Raw genomic sequence first — 13,841 nt, forward strand, 5'->3', positions numbered from 1 at the left:
GCGGCATGTCGCGAAAGCCACTTTCGGGACATCAGACGTCGCGAAAGTGGCTTTCGCGACGCTTCCCGACCCATCGAGGCCACCCCGTCGGCCCCAGTCGCCCTGAGTTATCCACAACCACTCAAGTTGTCCACAGATCGGCTGTGGGTAACCCGCCTGAGCGATACCCCCGATACGCTGGGTGCGGGGCCGTCCCCCGGGAAGGGCGGGGGGCTGGGTAGGTGACGTAAAGAGGCGATCAGTAGGCGAAGGCCAGCGCGTCGTCATCGCCGTCACCGCCTTCGGGGTCGCCGTTCTTGCTGGTCGAGGCCGGTTTCTTGGGTGGCATGACCGCGTCCACCCCGCCGCGGACGTACTTCCGCATCAGGTAGACCTCGACCACTCCGAGCACCGCGTAGACGGCCGTCAGGGCGATCAGCGACGTCCAGACCTCGCCTGTGGACAACTTCGAGACCGCCTGCGCGGTGAACATCCACACCCCGTCGACACCGGTCGGGTTCGGCACCACCACGAACGGCTGGCGGCCCATCTCGGTGAAGATCCAGCCCGCGCTGTTGCCGATGAACGGGGTCGCGATGCCGCCGAGCACCAGCCACGGGAACCACCGCTGCCCGGGGATCCGCCCGCGCCGGGTCAGCCACAGCGCGAGCACCCCGATCCCGGCCGAGATCGCGCCGAAGCCGATCATCGCGCGGAAACCCCAGTAGGTCACCGGCAGGTTGGGCACGTAGTCGATCGGCTTGCCCGCGAGCGAACCGAGCTGCGGGTCGTCCGGGTAGTTCGTGCCGTACTTGGCCTGGTACTCGGTGACCAGGTTCTCCACGCCCTTGACCTCGGTCGAGAAGTCGTTGTGCGCCAAGAACGAGAGCAGGGCGGGCACGTTGAACGTCTTGACGTCCTCGCAGTTCGCGTTCCGCACGTCGCCGATCGCGATGATCGAGAAACTCGCCGGTTTCTCCGTGTGGCACAACGCTTCCGCCGACGCCATCTTCATCGGCTGCTGCTCGAACATCAGCTTGCCCTGGAAGTCGCCGGTGATCGCCAGCACCGCGAACGCCACCACACCGGTCCAGCCGCCGAGACGCAACGACGAACGCCACACCGCGCGGTGCTCGTCGTCCTCCGAACGCTTGCGCCACAGCTGCCAGCCCGCGACACCGACCAGGAACGCCGCCGCCACCGAGAAGGCGCCCGCGAGCGTGTGCGGGATCGCGGCCAGCGCGGTGTTGTTCGTCAGCACCGCCCAGATCGAGTTCATCGTCGGCTTCCCGTCGACGAACTCGACCCCGACCGGATGCTGCATCCACGAGTTCGCCGCCAGGATGAAGTACGCGGACGCCACGGTCGCCAGCGAGTACGCCCACGCGCACGCCAGGTGGACCTTCTTCGGCAGCTTGTCCCAGCCGAAGATCCACAGCCCCAGGAAGGTCGACTCGACGAAGAACGCGACGAGCCCCTCCATCGCCAGCGGCGCGCCGAACACGTCACCGACGAACCGCGAGTACGCGCTCCAGTTCATCCCGAACTGGAACTCCTGCACGATCCCGGTGACCACGCCCATCGCGAAGTTGACCAGCAGGAGTTTCCCCCAGAACTTGGTCATCTTCAGGTACCGCTGATCGCCCGTCCGGACCCACGCCGTCTGCATCCCGGCGACCAGGACGGAAAGCCCGATGGTCAGCGGGACCATCAGGAAGTGATAGACGGTGGTGATGCCGAACTGCCATCGAGCGAGATCGAGAACTTCCACGCCTCAAGCCTGCTCAACGCCCGTTGAGCCCGCCAGTTCAAGTGGTCCCGATCTCGCCGGGACGTAGGTCCCGCGCCCAGGTCAGCCGAGGGCGGCGAGTGTGAGTCGCGCCTCGTCGGCGACCTGCCGCCGCACGCCCGAATCCCCCAGCGTCAGCACGTGTTCCAGCGCCAACGCGTACGCCGTGTCGAAAGCGTCCTCGACCGCGACGGCGATATCGGGCTGGACGCCGACGCCTTCCCAGTTGGTCCCCGTGACCGGGTTCACGGCCCGTCCGCCAGGGACGGTGACATCCAAATGGGTGTCCACTTTGTACTGTCGCCGCGGGTTCGCCCCACCGCCGGTGACCGCGCCGACCGTCTTCGCCCGCCCCAGTTGCTGCAACGAGTAGCTCAGATCCTCGGCGCCGGAGAACGTCGTCGGCCCGGTCAGCACCCACACCGGCTTGTCCGCGCCGAACTTGCGGCCCGGTACGTACGGCAGCGTCCAGAACTGGTTGGTCACGTCGCCGTCGCGCAGATAGATGCTGTTGAAATGCGTCGGCTCGTCGACCAGGTAGCTGATCAGCAACGCGACCGCCATCGGATCCCCGCCCCGGTTCTCCCGGACGTCGATGATCAGCGCGTCGGTGGTCGCGAGCAGCGTCATCGCCGCGGCCAGCGCCTCACCGGCGATGTCCGGCCCGTAGAGCAGCTTCGTCTCCAGGTAGCCGACGTTCCCGGCGAGCCGTCGCGCCGAAGCGATGCCGTGACAGTTCAGTTCCGCCTCGCGCCGGAACTGCTCGGGATCGAACGACTCCCCTTCCACCTCGGGCAGCGGATCGACGTGGTGCCGTAGCCGCAGGTGTTTGTCCCCGTTGACCGATTGCAGATCCGCGGTGACCGCGACGGCGAACGCCTGATCGTCGAGCTCCGCGTACGCGCCGTCACGCAGCCGCGCCCGCAGGAACACGGTCAGCTTCTCGGCGACGTCGGGGAACACGTAGTGCTCCTTCAGCCGCTTGCACACGTCCTCGATCCGCGCTCTCTCGTCCATGCGCCCGGACGCTACCAGCGAAGCCTGAAAAAAGAATTCGGTTCACCGAAATCCCAATTCAGCCCCACCACGAAAAACAATTCGCCCGCACATGCCTGGCGATTCGGAAAAGCCATCAGCTTGCCTTTCTCTGAATCGTCCCTTTATCGTTGCAGTGAAAGGGGTGAAGCACTGTCATGTCGAGCTCGATGTTGGCGCTGATCAGCGCGTTCGGCCTGGTACTGGCCGTGGAGCTGCCGGACAAGACCCTCGTCGCCACCCTCGTTCTCACCACCCGTTTCCGCGCGTGGCCGGTATTCGTCGGGGTCACCGCCGCATTCGCCGTGCAATCCGCGATCGCCGCCACCTTCGGCAGTGTGCTCACTTTGCTGCCGGAGACACTGGTGACCGTGATCGTCGCCGCGATGTTCGGTATCGGCGCGTTCATGCTCCTTCGTGAAGGGTTCAGCCCCGGCAAGGACGGCGGCGAGGACGCGTCGCGTTCCGGGCCGAGCCCCGCGACCTTCTTCCGCTCCGCGCTGACGTCGTTCGGAGTGCTGTTCGCCGCCGAATGGGGTGACGCCTCCCAGCTCGCGACGGCCAGCCTCACGGCCCGCTTCGGTAACCCGTTCGCGGTCGCCCTCGGCTCCTTCGTCGCGCTTGTCGCCGTCGCCGGGCTCGCCGTCTTCATCGGCGCGAAGGTCCGCAGCCGGATCCGCCCCAAGCTCATCCAGCGCGTGGCGGGATTCGTCTTCGCGGGGTTCTCGCTGTTCGCGCTGGCCCAGCTGGCGTTCTGAGGCGCACGGGGTTTTCACAGGTTCGCCGGGTAACCTTTCGGGAACGAAAAGGTGAACACCCGCCCCGATGTGCCTGGAGAAACCGGTCGTGACCTCGCCCAAGATCCTCGCGGCCCGTGCCGTCTCCCCCGTGCACGGCAGGCTCGCGGTCTTCGGCATGGCCGTCGCGGTAGCCATCTCGATCGACCTGCACCTGAGGCTGTCCAGCCAGGTCAGCCCGATCTGGCAGACGCTGTCCGAGTACGTCTACGGCTACCTCTCGCCCGGTTCGACGGCGGCCCCGCTGTTCGGCGCGATGTGCCTGGCGCTGGGGTTCGGCTCGCTCGCGCTGCTCGGCGGGATCGCGAAAGCGCACCGCCGCGGCTACGAGTCCGTTCTCGTCCTCCTCGGTGTGTGGTGCGCCGGGCTCTTCGTCCTCGCGCTCGTCCCCGTCGACCCCGAGGGCCAGGCCCGGTCACTGGCCGGGCAGATCCACAACTACGCGGCGCTGGCGGCGTTCCTGGCGCTCCCCGCCGCCGCCTGGGTGCTGACGCGCCCCGGCCGGGCGCGATGCCCGTGGGAGCCGCGCCGCACGACGATCCGGCGGCTTTCGGTGGCCAGCTTCGCCGCGGTGGTGATCGTGCTCGGCGGATTCGTCTGGACGATGCTGACCGGTCCGTCGCATCAGGAGGTCACGCTCGGCCTGTTCGAGCGGCTGCTGTTCGCGGTCGACCTCACGCTGCTGGCGACCATGGTCCGCCCGCTGCTGAGCCACCGCTGACACGCTATTCGGGCTGCTTCAGCACCTCTGCCAGCCGGACGGCGGCCGCCACGACCGCAGGGCCCACCACGGACGCGTCGAGCGGCTCGAGGGACACGACGCCCACGCTGGCCTTCAAGCCCGGCACCCCGCGCACAGGCGCGGCGACGCCCGACGCGCCGGCTTCCAGCTCACCCGACGAGGTGACCCAGCCTTCGCCGCCTGGACGCAGCGTGATCGCCTTGCCCGCGGCGCCGGCGGACAGCGGATGCCGGGTACCGACGCGGTAGGCGACGTGGAAGCTCGTCCAGGACGGTTCGACGACCGCGACGGCCTGCGCCTGATCTCCCTGCGCGACCGACAGGTGCGCGGTCGCGCCGACCTTCTCCGCCAGCTCACGCAGGACCGGCCTCGCGGCCTCGCGGAGCTGCGGGAGGACCTGCCCGGCGAGCCGGAGCAGGCCGACGCCCAGCCGCACCTTGTTGCCGTCACGCCACACCAGGCCGCGTTCGGACAACGGGACGAGCAGCCGGTAGACGGCGGCCCGGCTCGCGCCGATGGCGACGGCGAGCTCGGAGATCGTCGCCGCCTCACCGCCGGCGTCCGCGACCGCTTGGAGCAGCGCGAGCCCCCGGTCCAGGGTCAGCGACCCTTCGCGAGTCACAGCAACCCGAGTTCCCCGAGGTCGGCGACCGGCTCGTCGAACGAGGCCGCCGCGTAAGAGGCGAAGAGCCCGCGAACGGCCTTCGCCGCCTCGTCCGACATCCCCTTGGCCTCGGCGGCCAGCGCGGCGCCGTCGGTCGTTTCGAGGGCGGCGCGCACGTCGCCGCCCGAAAGACAGCGCGCGGACGCCACGATCAGGTTCAGGAACCCGTGGTGGGTGAAGCCGCTCGGCTCCTCGGTGTGCCGGACGGCGCGGTGCAGGCTGTTCGTCGCCTTGAACGACGCCCCGGTCGAACCGCTGACCACCGCGAGGAAATCGGCGACCTCGTCGACGCTGGGGAAGTTCTCGCCTGCCTTGCCGCCGCAGCGGATCTTCGGCCAGCTGCCGTGCTCGATCACCTTCCGCACGCCGTCCAGCCAGCCGACGCCGCGACGCGGCTCGACCACGCGGATGACGTCCTCGGGCACGAACTCGGAGACGCGCTCCAGCCAGACCTCGTCGACGTCCGACGGCGCCGGCATCTCCACCATGCGCAGGCTGAGGATCTCGCTGCGCGATTCGACGATCGAGATCGCCTTCGGGACGCCGCCGAGGCCGGTGTCGATGATGAGCGACAGCGGCAGCGGTTCCTTGGGTTTGATCTTGATGAGTTCCGTGATGAGCTCGGGCAGCCGCGACGCCTGGCACAGGAACACACCGAGGACGCCGGAGTGCTCACCGGCCCTCGACGCGAAGTGCGCACGCAGCGCTTCGGGCATGGACGCCTCGCCGGGCGGGAACAACGCCGAGTCGTCGACGAGCCGCGCGAACAGGGGAGGGATTCCTCGGGGGCCGGGTGGCGTGAGTTCCACAGCGCTTGACACGACTGACACGCTAGTAGCGTACGACATCAGGACAAAATCGTTCGCACAACGGACACGTTCCGGGGAGATTCCGATGCCTTACTACCGGCAGGTAGGCGAGATCCCGCACAAGCGCCACACGGCGTTCCGCAAGCCCGACGGGGGCCTGTACGCCGAGGAACTGATGGGTGTCGAGGGCTTCTCGGCGGACTCGGCGCTGCTGTACCACCGCGGGCTGCCCACCGCGATCGTCGACGCCGTCGCGATCGAGGACGAGCGCGGCCCCATCACCCCGAACCACCCGCTCAAACCCCGCGCCTTCAAGACCCAGGACCTCAAGTTCGGCGACGCCGACGCGGTCACCGACCGGCGGCGGTTGTTCGGCAACGCCGACGTCACCATCGGTTTCGTCCACGCGACCAAACCGTCGCCGCTGTACCGCAACGCCGCGGGCGACGAGCTGTTCTACGTCCAGGGCGGCGGTGCGACCGTCGAGACGATCTACGGCGCCTTGGAGGTCGGTGACGGCGACTATCTCGTCATCCCGACGTCGTGCACCTACCGGGTGCTCCCGCACGACGACGGCGGCGTCAAGCTGCTGACCATCGAGGCGCGCGGCCACATCGGCCCGCCGAAGCGGTACCTGTCGGCGAAGGGCCAGTTCCTGGAGCACTCGCCGTACTGCGAACGCGACATCCGCGGCCCGTCCGAGCCGCTGGTCGTCGACGGCACCGACGTCGAGGTCCTCGTGCGGCACCGCGCGGGGCTGACGCGCTACACCTACGCGACCCACCCGTTCGACGTCGTCGGCTGGGACGGCTGCCTGTACCCGTGGGCGTTCAACATCGACGACTTCGAGCCGATCACCGGCCGCGTGCACCAGCCGCCGCCCGTGCACCAGACGTTCGAGGGCCCGAACTTCGTGGTCTGCTCGTTCTGCCCGCGCAAGGTCGACTACCACCCCGAGTCGATCCCGGTGCCGTACAACCACGCGAACGTCGACTCGGACGAGCTGATGTTCTACGTCCGCGGGAACTACGAGGCGCGCAAGGGCTCCGGCATCGAGGTCGGCTCGCTTTCGCTGCACCCGTCCGGTTTCACGCACGGGCCGCAGCCCGGGGCGGCGGAGGCGTCGATCGGGGCGCAGTTCTTCGACGAGACCGCGGTCATGGTGGACACCTTCGCGCCGCTGGACCTCGGCGAGGCGGCCGACGCGTCGGAAGACCCCGGCTACGCGTGGACCTGGTCCGGACGCGGCCCCGGCGCTTGATACCCCTGCGTTCAGTCCTCTGAATGCGGCCTTCGACGGCGCGCGCGAGCAGGTGCCCTCGCATTCAGAGGACTAAACGCGGGAACTGACCGTCACCGGCCGAACCTCACCGGTCCGAAAACCGCGTGACCGGGCACTCCGGCCTTCGCCGTCTTCCCGGCCGCGGGCACGCCGAGCACCCACAGCCGCCCGGTCGCGGCGATGTTCGCGGCCAGCGACGGATCCGAACCACCGGCGGTGACGGTGACCTCGCGTCCGCCGGGCAGGACGGTCCGGCCCTTCACGGTGACCATGCCGAAGTGGTTGACCGACGCCGGCCCGGACACGACGGCGAGTTCGGTCCACCGCGGTTCGGGCAGCTTCCTGAGCAGCACCACAGCGACGATCGCGAGCCCGAGGGCGCTGACCGCGCAGCCGTAGCCGAGGAACCACGCGGCCGTCACCACGACGCCGTCCCGCCGCGGATGATCGACCGCCGTCCAGAAGCCGAACGCGCTCATGACGAGCAGCATCACGACACTGAAGAAGTAGTACGCCGAGAGAAGACGCCGCTGCGTCGCCAGCATCCGGCCCGGCGACACCGGTTCGAAGGCGAACGGGACCGAGCCCTTCACCGGGGCGTCGCGGAACGCTCCACGGCGCGGGACGACGACACCGGGCAGCACGACGAACGGGCCGAGCACCCAAAGCCGTCGCTGAGCCGCGAGCTGCGTCCGGAGCGGGGCGGGGAGCCGCACGACGAGCCACCGCCCGTCCACGGGAACGCTCACCCGTGAACCGGCGACGACGGCGTCGTCCAGCCCGCTCACCAGGCGGAACGGCTTGCCGGTGAGCTTCCGCATCGCGGAGGATCCGGCAAGGGCGGAGTAGCCGAAGTACACCGAAGACGGTGTCATGAAGACCAGGAGGGCCGAGGGCGCGGCGATCCCGTGTCCCCCGGACACCGCGAGCACGACCCCCAATGCCACGAGCAGACCGGTCGCGACGGCCATCGTCCCGGCGGTGGCGGTGCTGCGGTCGAGCAGGGGCACCAGGACCGGCATGTTCTTCGCCGGAATCCCTTCGGGTGGTTCGAGCACCGGGATTCTGCGGGCTTCCACCTGGTCAACCTATACGGGAACGGTGAGACGTGATCCACGCTACTTCCACTCGGCGGCTAGATCAGGTTAGGCTCACCTAACTAGGAGGTGAGCCGTGACCACACCGACGTCCATCCGCCGCCCGCCGGCGCCGAACCCCGCCGAACGCGCGAAGACGATCGCCACCCGCAACGGGCCCGCGACGCTGATGCCGACCGCGGAGCAGCGTGACCAGCAAGGACAGTACGGCCGTGTCATCCCCGAGCTGCACCACGTGCACACGAGCGGCAGCGTCAGCATCCTGCTTCCGGACGAGCACCACCTGGTGAAACGCGCGCACGAGGCCCAGCGCGGCGAGCTCGCGGTGATGGTCGAACTGACCGATCAGGCGCCGGTCGACCTACGGGAACCGATCCGCGGCCTGCTGTGGATCACCGGCTGGCTCCGCCCGCTCTCCGAGGTTTCGGCGCGGGCCCGCGCGGTCTCCATCGCCGAAACCCGGCCGGACGAGCGGCTGCTGGACGTCGGGCACGGCCTGACACTGCTGCGGCTGACCCCGGCGTCGCTGGTGCTCGCCGACGCCGAGGGCACGCATTCGCTCCGGCCGCATATGTTCAGCGCCGCGCCGCCGGATCCGTTCCACGACTACGAGGCCGCGTGGCTGCGGCATCTGGAGACCGACCACGCCGACGTCGTCCAGCAGCTCGCCAAACACGTGCCCGCCGAACTGCGCGGCGGATGGATCCGGCCGCTCGGGCTGGACCGCTACGGGCTGCGGCTGCGGGTCGAGGCCGACTCCGGCGACCACGACGTCCGGCTCGCGTTCTCGCGTCCGGTCGAAGGGCCGCAGCAGCTGAGCGGCGAGATCCGGCGTCTCGTCGGCTGCCCGTACTTTCCGCAGGGTTAGGCGAGTTCGGCCGGGAAACCGCCCTTGGCGATCGGGCCCCACGACTCGATGGTGACGCGGATGATGCTCTTGCCCTGCTTGACCATGGCTTCGCGGTACTCGTCCCAGTCGGGATGCTCGCCGGAGATCGCGCGGAAGTAGTCGACGAGCGGCTCGACCGAGTCGGGCAGGTCGAGCACCTCGGCGGTGCCGTTCAGCTGGACCCACCGGTCGTTCCACTCGTCGGAGAGAACGCAGGCGGACACCTTCGGCTCGCGCCGGATGTTGACCACCTTCGCGCGCTTGGGATACGTGGAGATGACCAGGCGGCCTTCGGCGTCGACGCCGCAGGTCACCGGGGAAAGCTGCGGGCCGCCGTCGGCCTTGGTGGTCATCAGGATGGCGCGGTGACGGGTGGACAGGAAGTCGACGAGCGCGGCGCGGTCGACGGTTTCGTTGGTCGCGATGCTCCGTGGCATGACTCGACGGTAGCCCGCCGACGATCACCCGCGCAGGGCTGAAGGGAACCATGCCCGCATGCGACGTGGTGAAAGCTCCCTTCACCGCGTGACATGAGGTGAAGGCGTCCTTCAGTCACAAGGTAGCGTGCGGCCGATGAGCTGGCTGCGTCCCGAACGCCCGGCGCTGCCGGAATTCGTGGAAGATCCGGCGCGCCGCCGCGCGATCGTCATCGAACTGGCCGTCGTCTTCGGCATCACCCTCGGCCTGTCCGGGCTGCGCAGTCTGCTGTCCCTTGTGGACTCGCTGCTGCAGCCGGTGCCGCTGGCGCAGCAACAGGCCCAGCTGAACGTTCCCCAGGCGACACTGAGCCTGGTCGACCTGCTCAAGCAGCTCCTGAGTGCCGGCCAGCTGGTCGGCTGGGGCGCGCTCGGGCTGTACCTGTTGTGGCGCGGTGGAATGAAGCTCGCGGAGGTCGGCCTCGACAAGCGGCGCCCTGGCCGCGACGTCGTCCACGGGCTGCTGCTCGCCGCCGTCATCGGGATTCCGGGGCTGGGGCTGTACTTCCTGTCCTACGGCCTCGGGTTCAGCCTGTCGGTGCAACCGTCCACTTTGGGCGAGACGTGGTGGCGCCCGATCACGCTGACGTTGTCGGCCTTCGGCAACGCGTTCGCCGAAGAGGTGCTCGTGGTCGCGTATCTGCTGACCCGGCTGCGGCAACTCGGCTGGCGCGAGAACACCGCCCTGGTCGCGTCTTCGGTGCTTCGCGGCTCGTATCACCTCTATCAGGGTTTCGGCGGTTTCGTCGGCAATGTCGTGATGGGCCTGGTGTTCGGCAGGCTGTGGCAGAAGACGAACCGGCTGTGGCCGCTGATCGCCGCGCACACCGCGCTGGACTTCGTTTCCTTCGTCGGATACGCGCTGCTCAAAGGGCGAGTTTCCTGGTTGCCCTAGCTAGGGTGGGCAGGTGATTGACGAGACGACTCCACCCCGAGTTGACAGCGAAGTCGGCCCCCTGCGCGCGGTACTGCTGCACAGGCCCGGCAACGAGCTCAAAAGGCTCACGCCTCGCAACAACGACCAGCTCCTGTTCGATTCCATCCCCTGGGTGGACCGCGCACAGGAGGAGCACGACGCGTTCGCCGAGGTGCTGCGCGGCCGAGGTGTCGACGTGCTGCTGCTGGCCGACGCGCTGCGCACGGCGCTCGCGGACACCCGCGCCCACGCGGCGGGCGTGCACGCGGCCGTCGACGAGCGGCGGCTCGGACCCGACCTTGCCGATTCCCTTCGCTCCCACCTGTCGAGCGTCGCCCCGGCGACGCTGGCCGAGGTACTGATGGCGGGCATGACCTTCGAGGAGCTACCGGCCGCCGAGGGCGCCTCGCTGGTCCGGCTGATGAACCACCCGAACGACTTCGCCGTCGATCCGCTGCCGAACCTGCTGTTCACCCGTGACTCGTCGGCGTGGATCGGCGACCGGGTCGCGGTCTCCTCGCTGACCATGCCCGCCAGGGTCCGCGAGACCGCGGTGCTGGACCTCATCTACGCCTATCACCCGTGGTTCCGCCACGCGTCCCGCGCGTACGGCGCGCATTCGGCGCCGATCGAGGGCGGTGACGTCATGCTGCTTTCGCCGGGTGTGCTGGCCATCGGCGTCGGCGAGCGGACGACGGCGGCGGGCGCGGAGTCCCTGGCGCGGTCGGTGTTCGCGGACGGGATCGCGCACACCGTGCTCGCCGTCCCCATCGAGCAGACCCGCGCGACCATGCATCTGGACACCGTCTGCACGATGGTCGACGCCGACGCCGTCGTCATGTATCCGCTTTCCCGCGATTCACTGACCGCGTTCACGATGCGGCCGACCGACGACGGTTCCGTGAAGGTGGAAGGCCCGGCCCCATTCCTCGCCGCGGCGGCCGAGGCAATGGGAATCGACCGGCTCCGCGTCATCGACACCGGACTCGATCCGGTCACCGCGGAACGTGAGCAATGGGACGACGGGAACAACACGCTCGCCCTCGCGCCCGGCGTGGTCGTCGGATACGAACGGAATGTGGAAACCAACGCGCGCTTGGCCGAAGCCGGTATCGAAGTACTGGCCATCACCGGTTCGGAGCTGGGCTCCGGCCGAGGCGGCCCGCGTTGTATGTCCTGCCCCATCCGGCGCGAAAGTATCTGACACAGAAATAAAGTAAGCCTTCCCTAATCGATTTCGATGGATTAGGGAAGGCTTACTTAATTGAGGGGAACCTAGTATTGGGAATACTAACCTAATAGGGGGGATATCACCAGAGAAAAGTGGAAATCGAATATGCGGATGACGTATCGTCGAACACATGGCCCTCACCAAGAAGCAACCGCGCTCGAAGTTCTACGAACTGCTGCAGGCGCAGATCCACAACGAGTTCAACGCCTCCCAGCAGTACATCGCGCTGGCGGTCTGGTTCGACGCCGAGGACCTGCCGCAGCTCGCGAAGCATTTCTACAAGCAGTCCGTCGAAGAGCGGAACCACGCGATGGCGCTGGTCCAGTACATGCTGGACACCGACCACCACGTGGAGATCCCCGGCACCGGCGACGTCCGCAACACCTTCTCCGACGTCACCGAGCTCATCGAGCTCGCGCTGCAGCAGGAGAAGGACGTGGCGACCGACATCCAGCAGCTGGCCAAGGCAGCCCGCGCCGAAGAGGACTACATCGGCGAGCAGTTCACGCAGTGGTTCCTCAAGGAGCAGGTCGAGGAGATCTCCCAGATGTCCACGCTGCTCAACATCGTCAAACGTGCGAACGGCAACCTGTTCGAGGTGGAGAACCACCTGCACCGCGAATCCGTCGGGGACAACGGCGCCGACTCGGGGATGCCCCCGGTCGCGGGCGGCGCGCTCTGACGCACTGACCAACGCTCCCACCACGGGAAAACCCGGGCTCTCCCCCTTGGAGAAGCCCGGGTTTTCTTCGTCCCGTCAGCTGAACTGACAGCTCTGTTCGATCCGGGTCAGCAGGATGCCGAGTACCGACCCGTCGTTGCCCAGCGCGATCCGGTACGCGCTGACCGAACTGATCGGCGCGAAGTAGGCGCTGCCGTTCTTGGTACCGCCGGGGTACGCGGCCAGAATGTCCGCCTCGGTCGAACCGACCCCGATCCCCTCGGGGGTGTGCACCGCCCCGGCCGGGTTGATGACGGTGATCCCGTCGGCCTCGGTCAGCGACACCGAAGTCGGCCCCGGAACGCCGGTTCCTTCCACGTAGCCGTAGACGCAGTCCTGCCGCCAATCCTTCGCGCGCAGCGGACCGACCGCGGATTCCGCCTCCTCCTCGCTCATCCCGAGCCGGAGCTTGCCGAAGCCGGCGGGGGTCAGCAGCGCGCCGGTGGTCACCTTGCGCGGTGTCGGCGGGTTCGTGACGGCGGTGCTCTTCGGCGGTTTGACCGGCCCGTCGGGGGCCGTCGACGGCGGTGGCGCGGACGTCGGATTCGGCGACGCAACCGGGGCGGAGACCGGCGGCGCCGAGCTCCCCGGCCCAGGCCGCGCCAGGCTCGACGGGGCCGCCCCCATGGTGAGTTGATCGCCTCCGGGGAAGGCCGCGCCGTTGTCCTTGTCGTGGATGGTGAAAACCGTGACCCCACCGGCCAGCAGGACCACCGCGGCGGCCATCCCGCTCGTCGTCTGCATCAGCTGACGGCGGCGACGGCGACGACGGGCGCCCGCGACGATCGTCTCGGGATTCAGCGCGGGTCCCACGCCCAGCCGCTCATCAGAGAACAGGTCACGCAGCTTCCGCTGCACGTCCTCGTCGGACATGTTCATCCCGCTTCCCTCCCTTCGTCCTTGGGCTCGATCAGGGCGAGCTTCGTGCGCAACGACGCGATCGCCTTGCTCGCCTGGCTTTTGACGGTGCCCTGGCTGACCCCGAGCGAATCCGCGATCTCGGCTTCGGACAGGCCTTCGTAGTAACGCAGGACCATCACCGCGCGTTGCCTTGGCGGCAGGGCGCGTAACGCCTGCCACAGCGGCTCGTGCTCGAACGGGTCGGCCGGGCTGTACGGCTGGGTGTCCGGCGGGTCGGCGACCAGGCTCTCGCGTTTGGTCCGGCGCCAGCGGCTGATATGCGCGTTGGCCATCGAACGGCGGATGTAGGCCATCGGGTCGCCGGTCTTGTGCTGGACGTACGACCAGCGGGAACCGATCTTCTCCAGCACGGTCTGGACCAGGTCGGCGGCGTCGTGCGGATTCCCGGTGAGGGCGTGGCCGTACCTCAGCAGACCCGGGAGGCTGGTCCTCACGAAGTCGCCGAAGTCGAGGAGTTCACCCGGCACGTCATTCCTCCGGCTCTCGCCGGCCC

15 protein-coding genes are annotated in these 13,841 nt (G+C 68.4%); 7 read left to right on the forward strand and 8 right to left on the reverse strand.

What is annotated here, in order from left to right; translation table 11 throughout:
- Nucleotides 1–238: 238 nt before the first annotated feature.
- A complete protein-coding gene (locus ACFVM3_RS02075; RefSeq protein WP_378434732.1) occupies nt 239–1,750 on the reverse strand; it encodes a cytochrome ubiquinol oxidase subunit I in 1,512 nt (503 codons plus the stop codon).
- An 81-nt stretch (nt 1,751–1,831) separates the two neighbouring features.
- On the reverse strand, nt 1,832–2,785 hold the full coding sequence (locus ACFVM3_RS02080) for a S41 family peptidase (protein ID WP_378434734.1): 954 nt from the start codon (nt 2,783–2,785) through the stop codon (nt 1,832–1,834).
- 188 nt (nt 2,786–2,973) lie between these two features.
- On the opposite strand from ACFVM3_RS02080, the gene ACFVM3_RS02085 reads away from it, so the two are divergent.
- Both ACFVM3_RS02085 and ACFVM3_RS02090 read left to right on the forward strand, forming a co-directional pair.
- Nucleotides 2,974–3,561: a TMEM165/GDT1 family protein gene (locus ACFVM3_RS02085; RefSeq protein ID WP_378434970.1), complete on the forward strand. Its 588-nt coding sequence runs from the start codon at nt 2,974–2,976 to the stop codon at nt 3,559–3,561.
- 67 nt (nt 3,562–3,628) lie between these two features.
- On the forward strand, nt 3,629–4,321 hold the full coding sequence (locus ACFVM3_RS02090; protein WP_378434736.1) for a DUF998 domain-containing protein: 693 nt from the start codon (nt 3,629–3,631) through the stop codon (nt 4,319–4,321).
- A 4-nt stretch (nt 4,322–4,325) separates the two neighbouring features.
- Here the strand turns inward: ACFVM3_RS02090 and ACFVM3_RS02095 are convergent, their stop codons facing one another.
- Nucleotides 4,326–4,964: an IclR family transcriptional regulator gene (locus ACFVM3_RS02095; protein WP_378434738.1), complete on the reverse strand. Its 639-nt coding sequence runs from the start codon at nt 4,962–4,964 to the stop codon at nt 4,326–4,328.
- Nucleotides 4,961–5,815 (reverse strand): hypothetical protein, encoded by an 855-nt coding sequence (locus ACFVM3_RS02100; RefSeq protein WP_378434972.1) that lies wholly within the window; start codon nt 5,813–5,815, stop codon nt 4,961–4,963. Before ACFVM3_RS02100 ends, ACFVM3_RS02095 begins: the two co-directional genes overlap by 4 nt.
- Nucleotides 5,816–5,900: 85 nt before the next feature.
- Between ACFVM3_RS02100 and ACFVM3_RS02105 the strand changes: the two genes are divergently transcribed.
- A complete protein-coding gene (locus ACFVM3_RS02105) occupies nt 5,901–7,076 on the forward strand; it encodes a homogentisate 1,2-dioxygenase (protein ID WP_378434740.1) in 1,176 nt (391 codons plus the stop codon).
- 92 nt (nt 7,077–7,168) lie between these two features.
- Here ACFVM3_RS02105 and ACFVM3_RS02110 read toward each other — a convergent pair whose 3' ends face one another.
- A complete protein-coding gene (locus ACFVM3_RS02110) occupies nt 7,169–8,176 on the reverse strand; it encodes a hypothetical protein (RefSeq protein WP_378434741.1) in 1,008 nt (335 codons plus the stop codon).
- 94 nt (nt 8,177–8,270) lie between these two features.
- Between ACFVM3_RS02110 and ACFVM3_RS02115 the strand changes: the two genes are divergently transcribed.
- Complete coding sequence (locus ACFVM3_RS02115; protein WP_378434743.1) at nt 8,271–9,062, forward strand: DUF2470 domain-containing protein; 792 nt, start codon at nt 8,271–8,273, stop codon at nt 9,060–9,062.
- Here ACFVM3_RS02115 and ACFVM3_RS02120 read toward each other — a convergent pair.
- Nucleotides 9,059–9,520, reverse strand: coding sequence for a PPOX class F420-dependent oxidoreductase (locus tag ACFVM3_RS02120; protein ID WP_240596250.1), 462 nt, complete (start codon nt 9,518–9,520; stop codon nt 9,059–9,061). The two genes, ACFVM3_RS02115 and ACFVM3_RS02120, sit on opposite strands and share 4 nt — an antisense overlap.
- A gap of 136 nt (nt 9,521–9,656) precedes the next feature.
- Between ACFVM3_RS02120 and ACFVM3_RS02125 the strand changes: the two genes are divergently transcribed.
- The 3 genes from ACFVM3_RS02125 (at nt 9,657) to ACFVM3_RS02135 (ending at nt 12,388) form a co-directional block, all read left to right on the forward strand.
- Nucleotides 9,657–10,454: a CPBP family intramembrane glutamic endopeptidase gene (locus ACFVM3_RS02125; protein WP_378434745.1), complete on the forward strand. Its 798-nt coding sequence runs from the start codon at nt 9,657–9,659 to the stop codon at nt 10,452–10,454.
- A 13-nt stretch (nt 10,455–10,467) separates the two neighbouring features.
- Nucleotides 10,468–11,679 carry an arginine deiminase gene (locus ACFVM3_RS02130; RefSeq protein ID WP_378434747.1) on the forward strand — a complete coding sequence of 404 codons (1,212 nt, stop codon included), beginning with the start codon at nt 10,468–10,470 and terminating at the stop codon, nt 11,677–11,679.
- A 157-nt stretch (nt 11,680–11,836) separates the two neighbouring features.
- Nucleotides 11,837–12,388: a ferritin gene (locus tag ACFVM3_RS02135; RefSeq protein ID WP_378434749.1), complete on the forward strand. Its 552-nt coding sequence runs from the start codon at nt 11,837–11,839 to the stop codon at nt 12,386–12,388.
- A gap of 75 nt (nt 12,389–12,463) precedes the next feature.
- On the opposite strand, the gene ACFVM3_RS02140 is transcribed toward ACFVM3_RS02135, so the two are convergent.
- Together ACFVM3_RS02140 and ACFVM3_RS02145 are read right to left on the reverse strand one after the other, a co-directional pair.
- On the reverse strand, nt 12,464–13,306 hold the full coding sequence (locus tag ACFVM3_RS02140) for a hypothetical protein (protein WP_378434751.1): 843 nt from the start codon (nt 13,304–13,306) through the stop codon (nt 12,464–12,466).
- Nucleotides 13,303–13,815 (reverse strand): SigE family RNA polymerase sigma factor, encoded by a 513-nt coding sequence (locus ACFVM3_RS02145; RefSeq protein ID WP_378434974.1) that lies wholly within the window; start codon nt 13,813–13,815, stop codon nt 13,303–13,305. Before ACFVM3_RS02145 ends, ACFVM3_RS02140 begins: the two co-directional genes overlap by 4 nt.
- Between the last annotated feature and the right edge of the window lie 26 nt (nt 13,816–13,841).

The organism is Amycolatopsis sp. NPDC057786 (assembly GCF_042797905.1).
Classification (GTDB): domain Bacteria; phylum Actinomycetota; class Actinomycetes; order Mycobacteriales; family Pseudonocardiaceae; genus Amycolatopsis.

What these genes read in the sequence shown, in the direction of transcription:
- ACFVM3_RS02080 (WP_378434734.1), bottom strand. Translation starts at nt 2,785, where the DNA reads ATGGACGAGAGAGCGCGGATCGAGGACGTGTGCAAGCGGCTGAAGGAG.
- ACFVM3_RS02085 (WP_378434970.1), top strand. Translation starts at nt 2,974, where the DNA reads ATGTTGGCGCTGATCAGCGCGTTCGGCCTGGTACTGGCCGTGGAGCTG.
- ACFVM3_RS02090 (WP_378434736.1), top strand. Translation starts at nt 3,629, where the DNA reads ATGTGCCTGGAGAAACCGGTCGTGACCTCGCCCAAGATCCTCGCGGCC.
- ACFVM3_RS02105 (WP_378434740.1), top strand. Translation starts at nt 5,901, where the DNA reads ATGCCTTACTACCGGCAGGTAGGCGAGATCCCGCACAAGCGCCACACG.
- ACFVM3_RS02120 (WP_240596250.1), bottom strand. Translation starts at nt 9,520, where the DNA reads ATGCCACGGAGCATCGCGACCAACGAAACCGTCGACCGCGCCGCGCTC.
- ACFVM3_RS02125 (WP_378434745.1), top strand. Translation starts at nt 9,657, where the DNA reads ATGAGCTGGCTGCGTCCCGAACGCCCGGCGCTGCCGGAATTCGTGGAA.
- ACFVM3_RS02135 (WP_378434749.1), top strand. Translation starts at nt 11,837, where the DNA reads ATGGCCCTCACCAAGAAGCAACCGCGCTCGAAGTTCTACGAACTGCTG.
- ACFVM3_RS02140 (WP_378434751.1), bottom strand. Translation starts at nt 13,306, where the DNA reads ATGAACATGTCCGACGAGGACGTGCAGCGGAAGCTGCGTGACCTGTTC.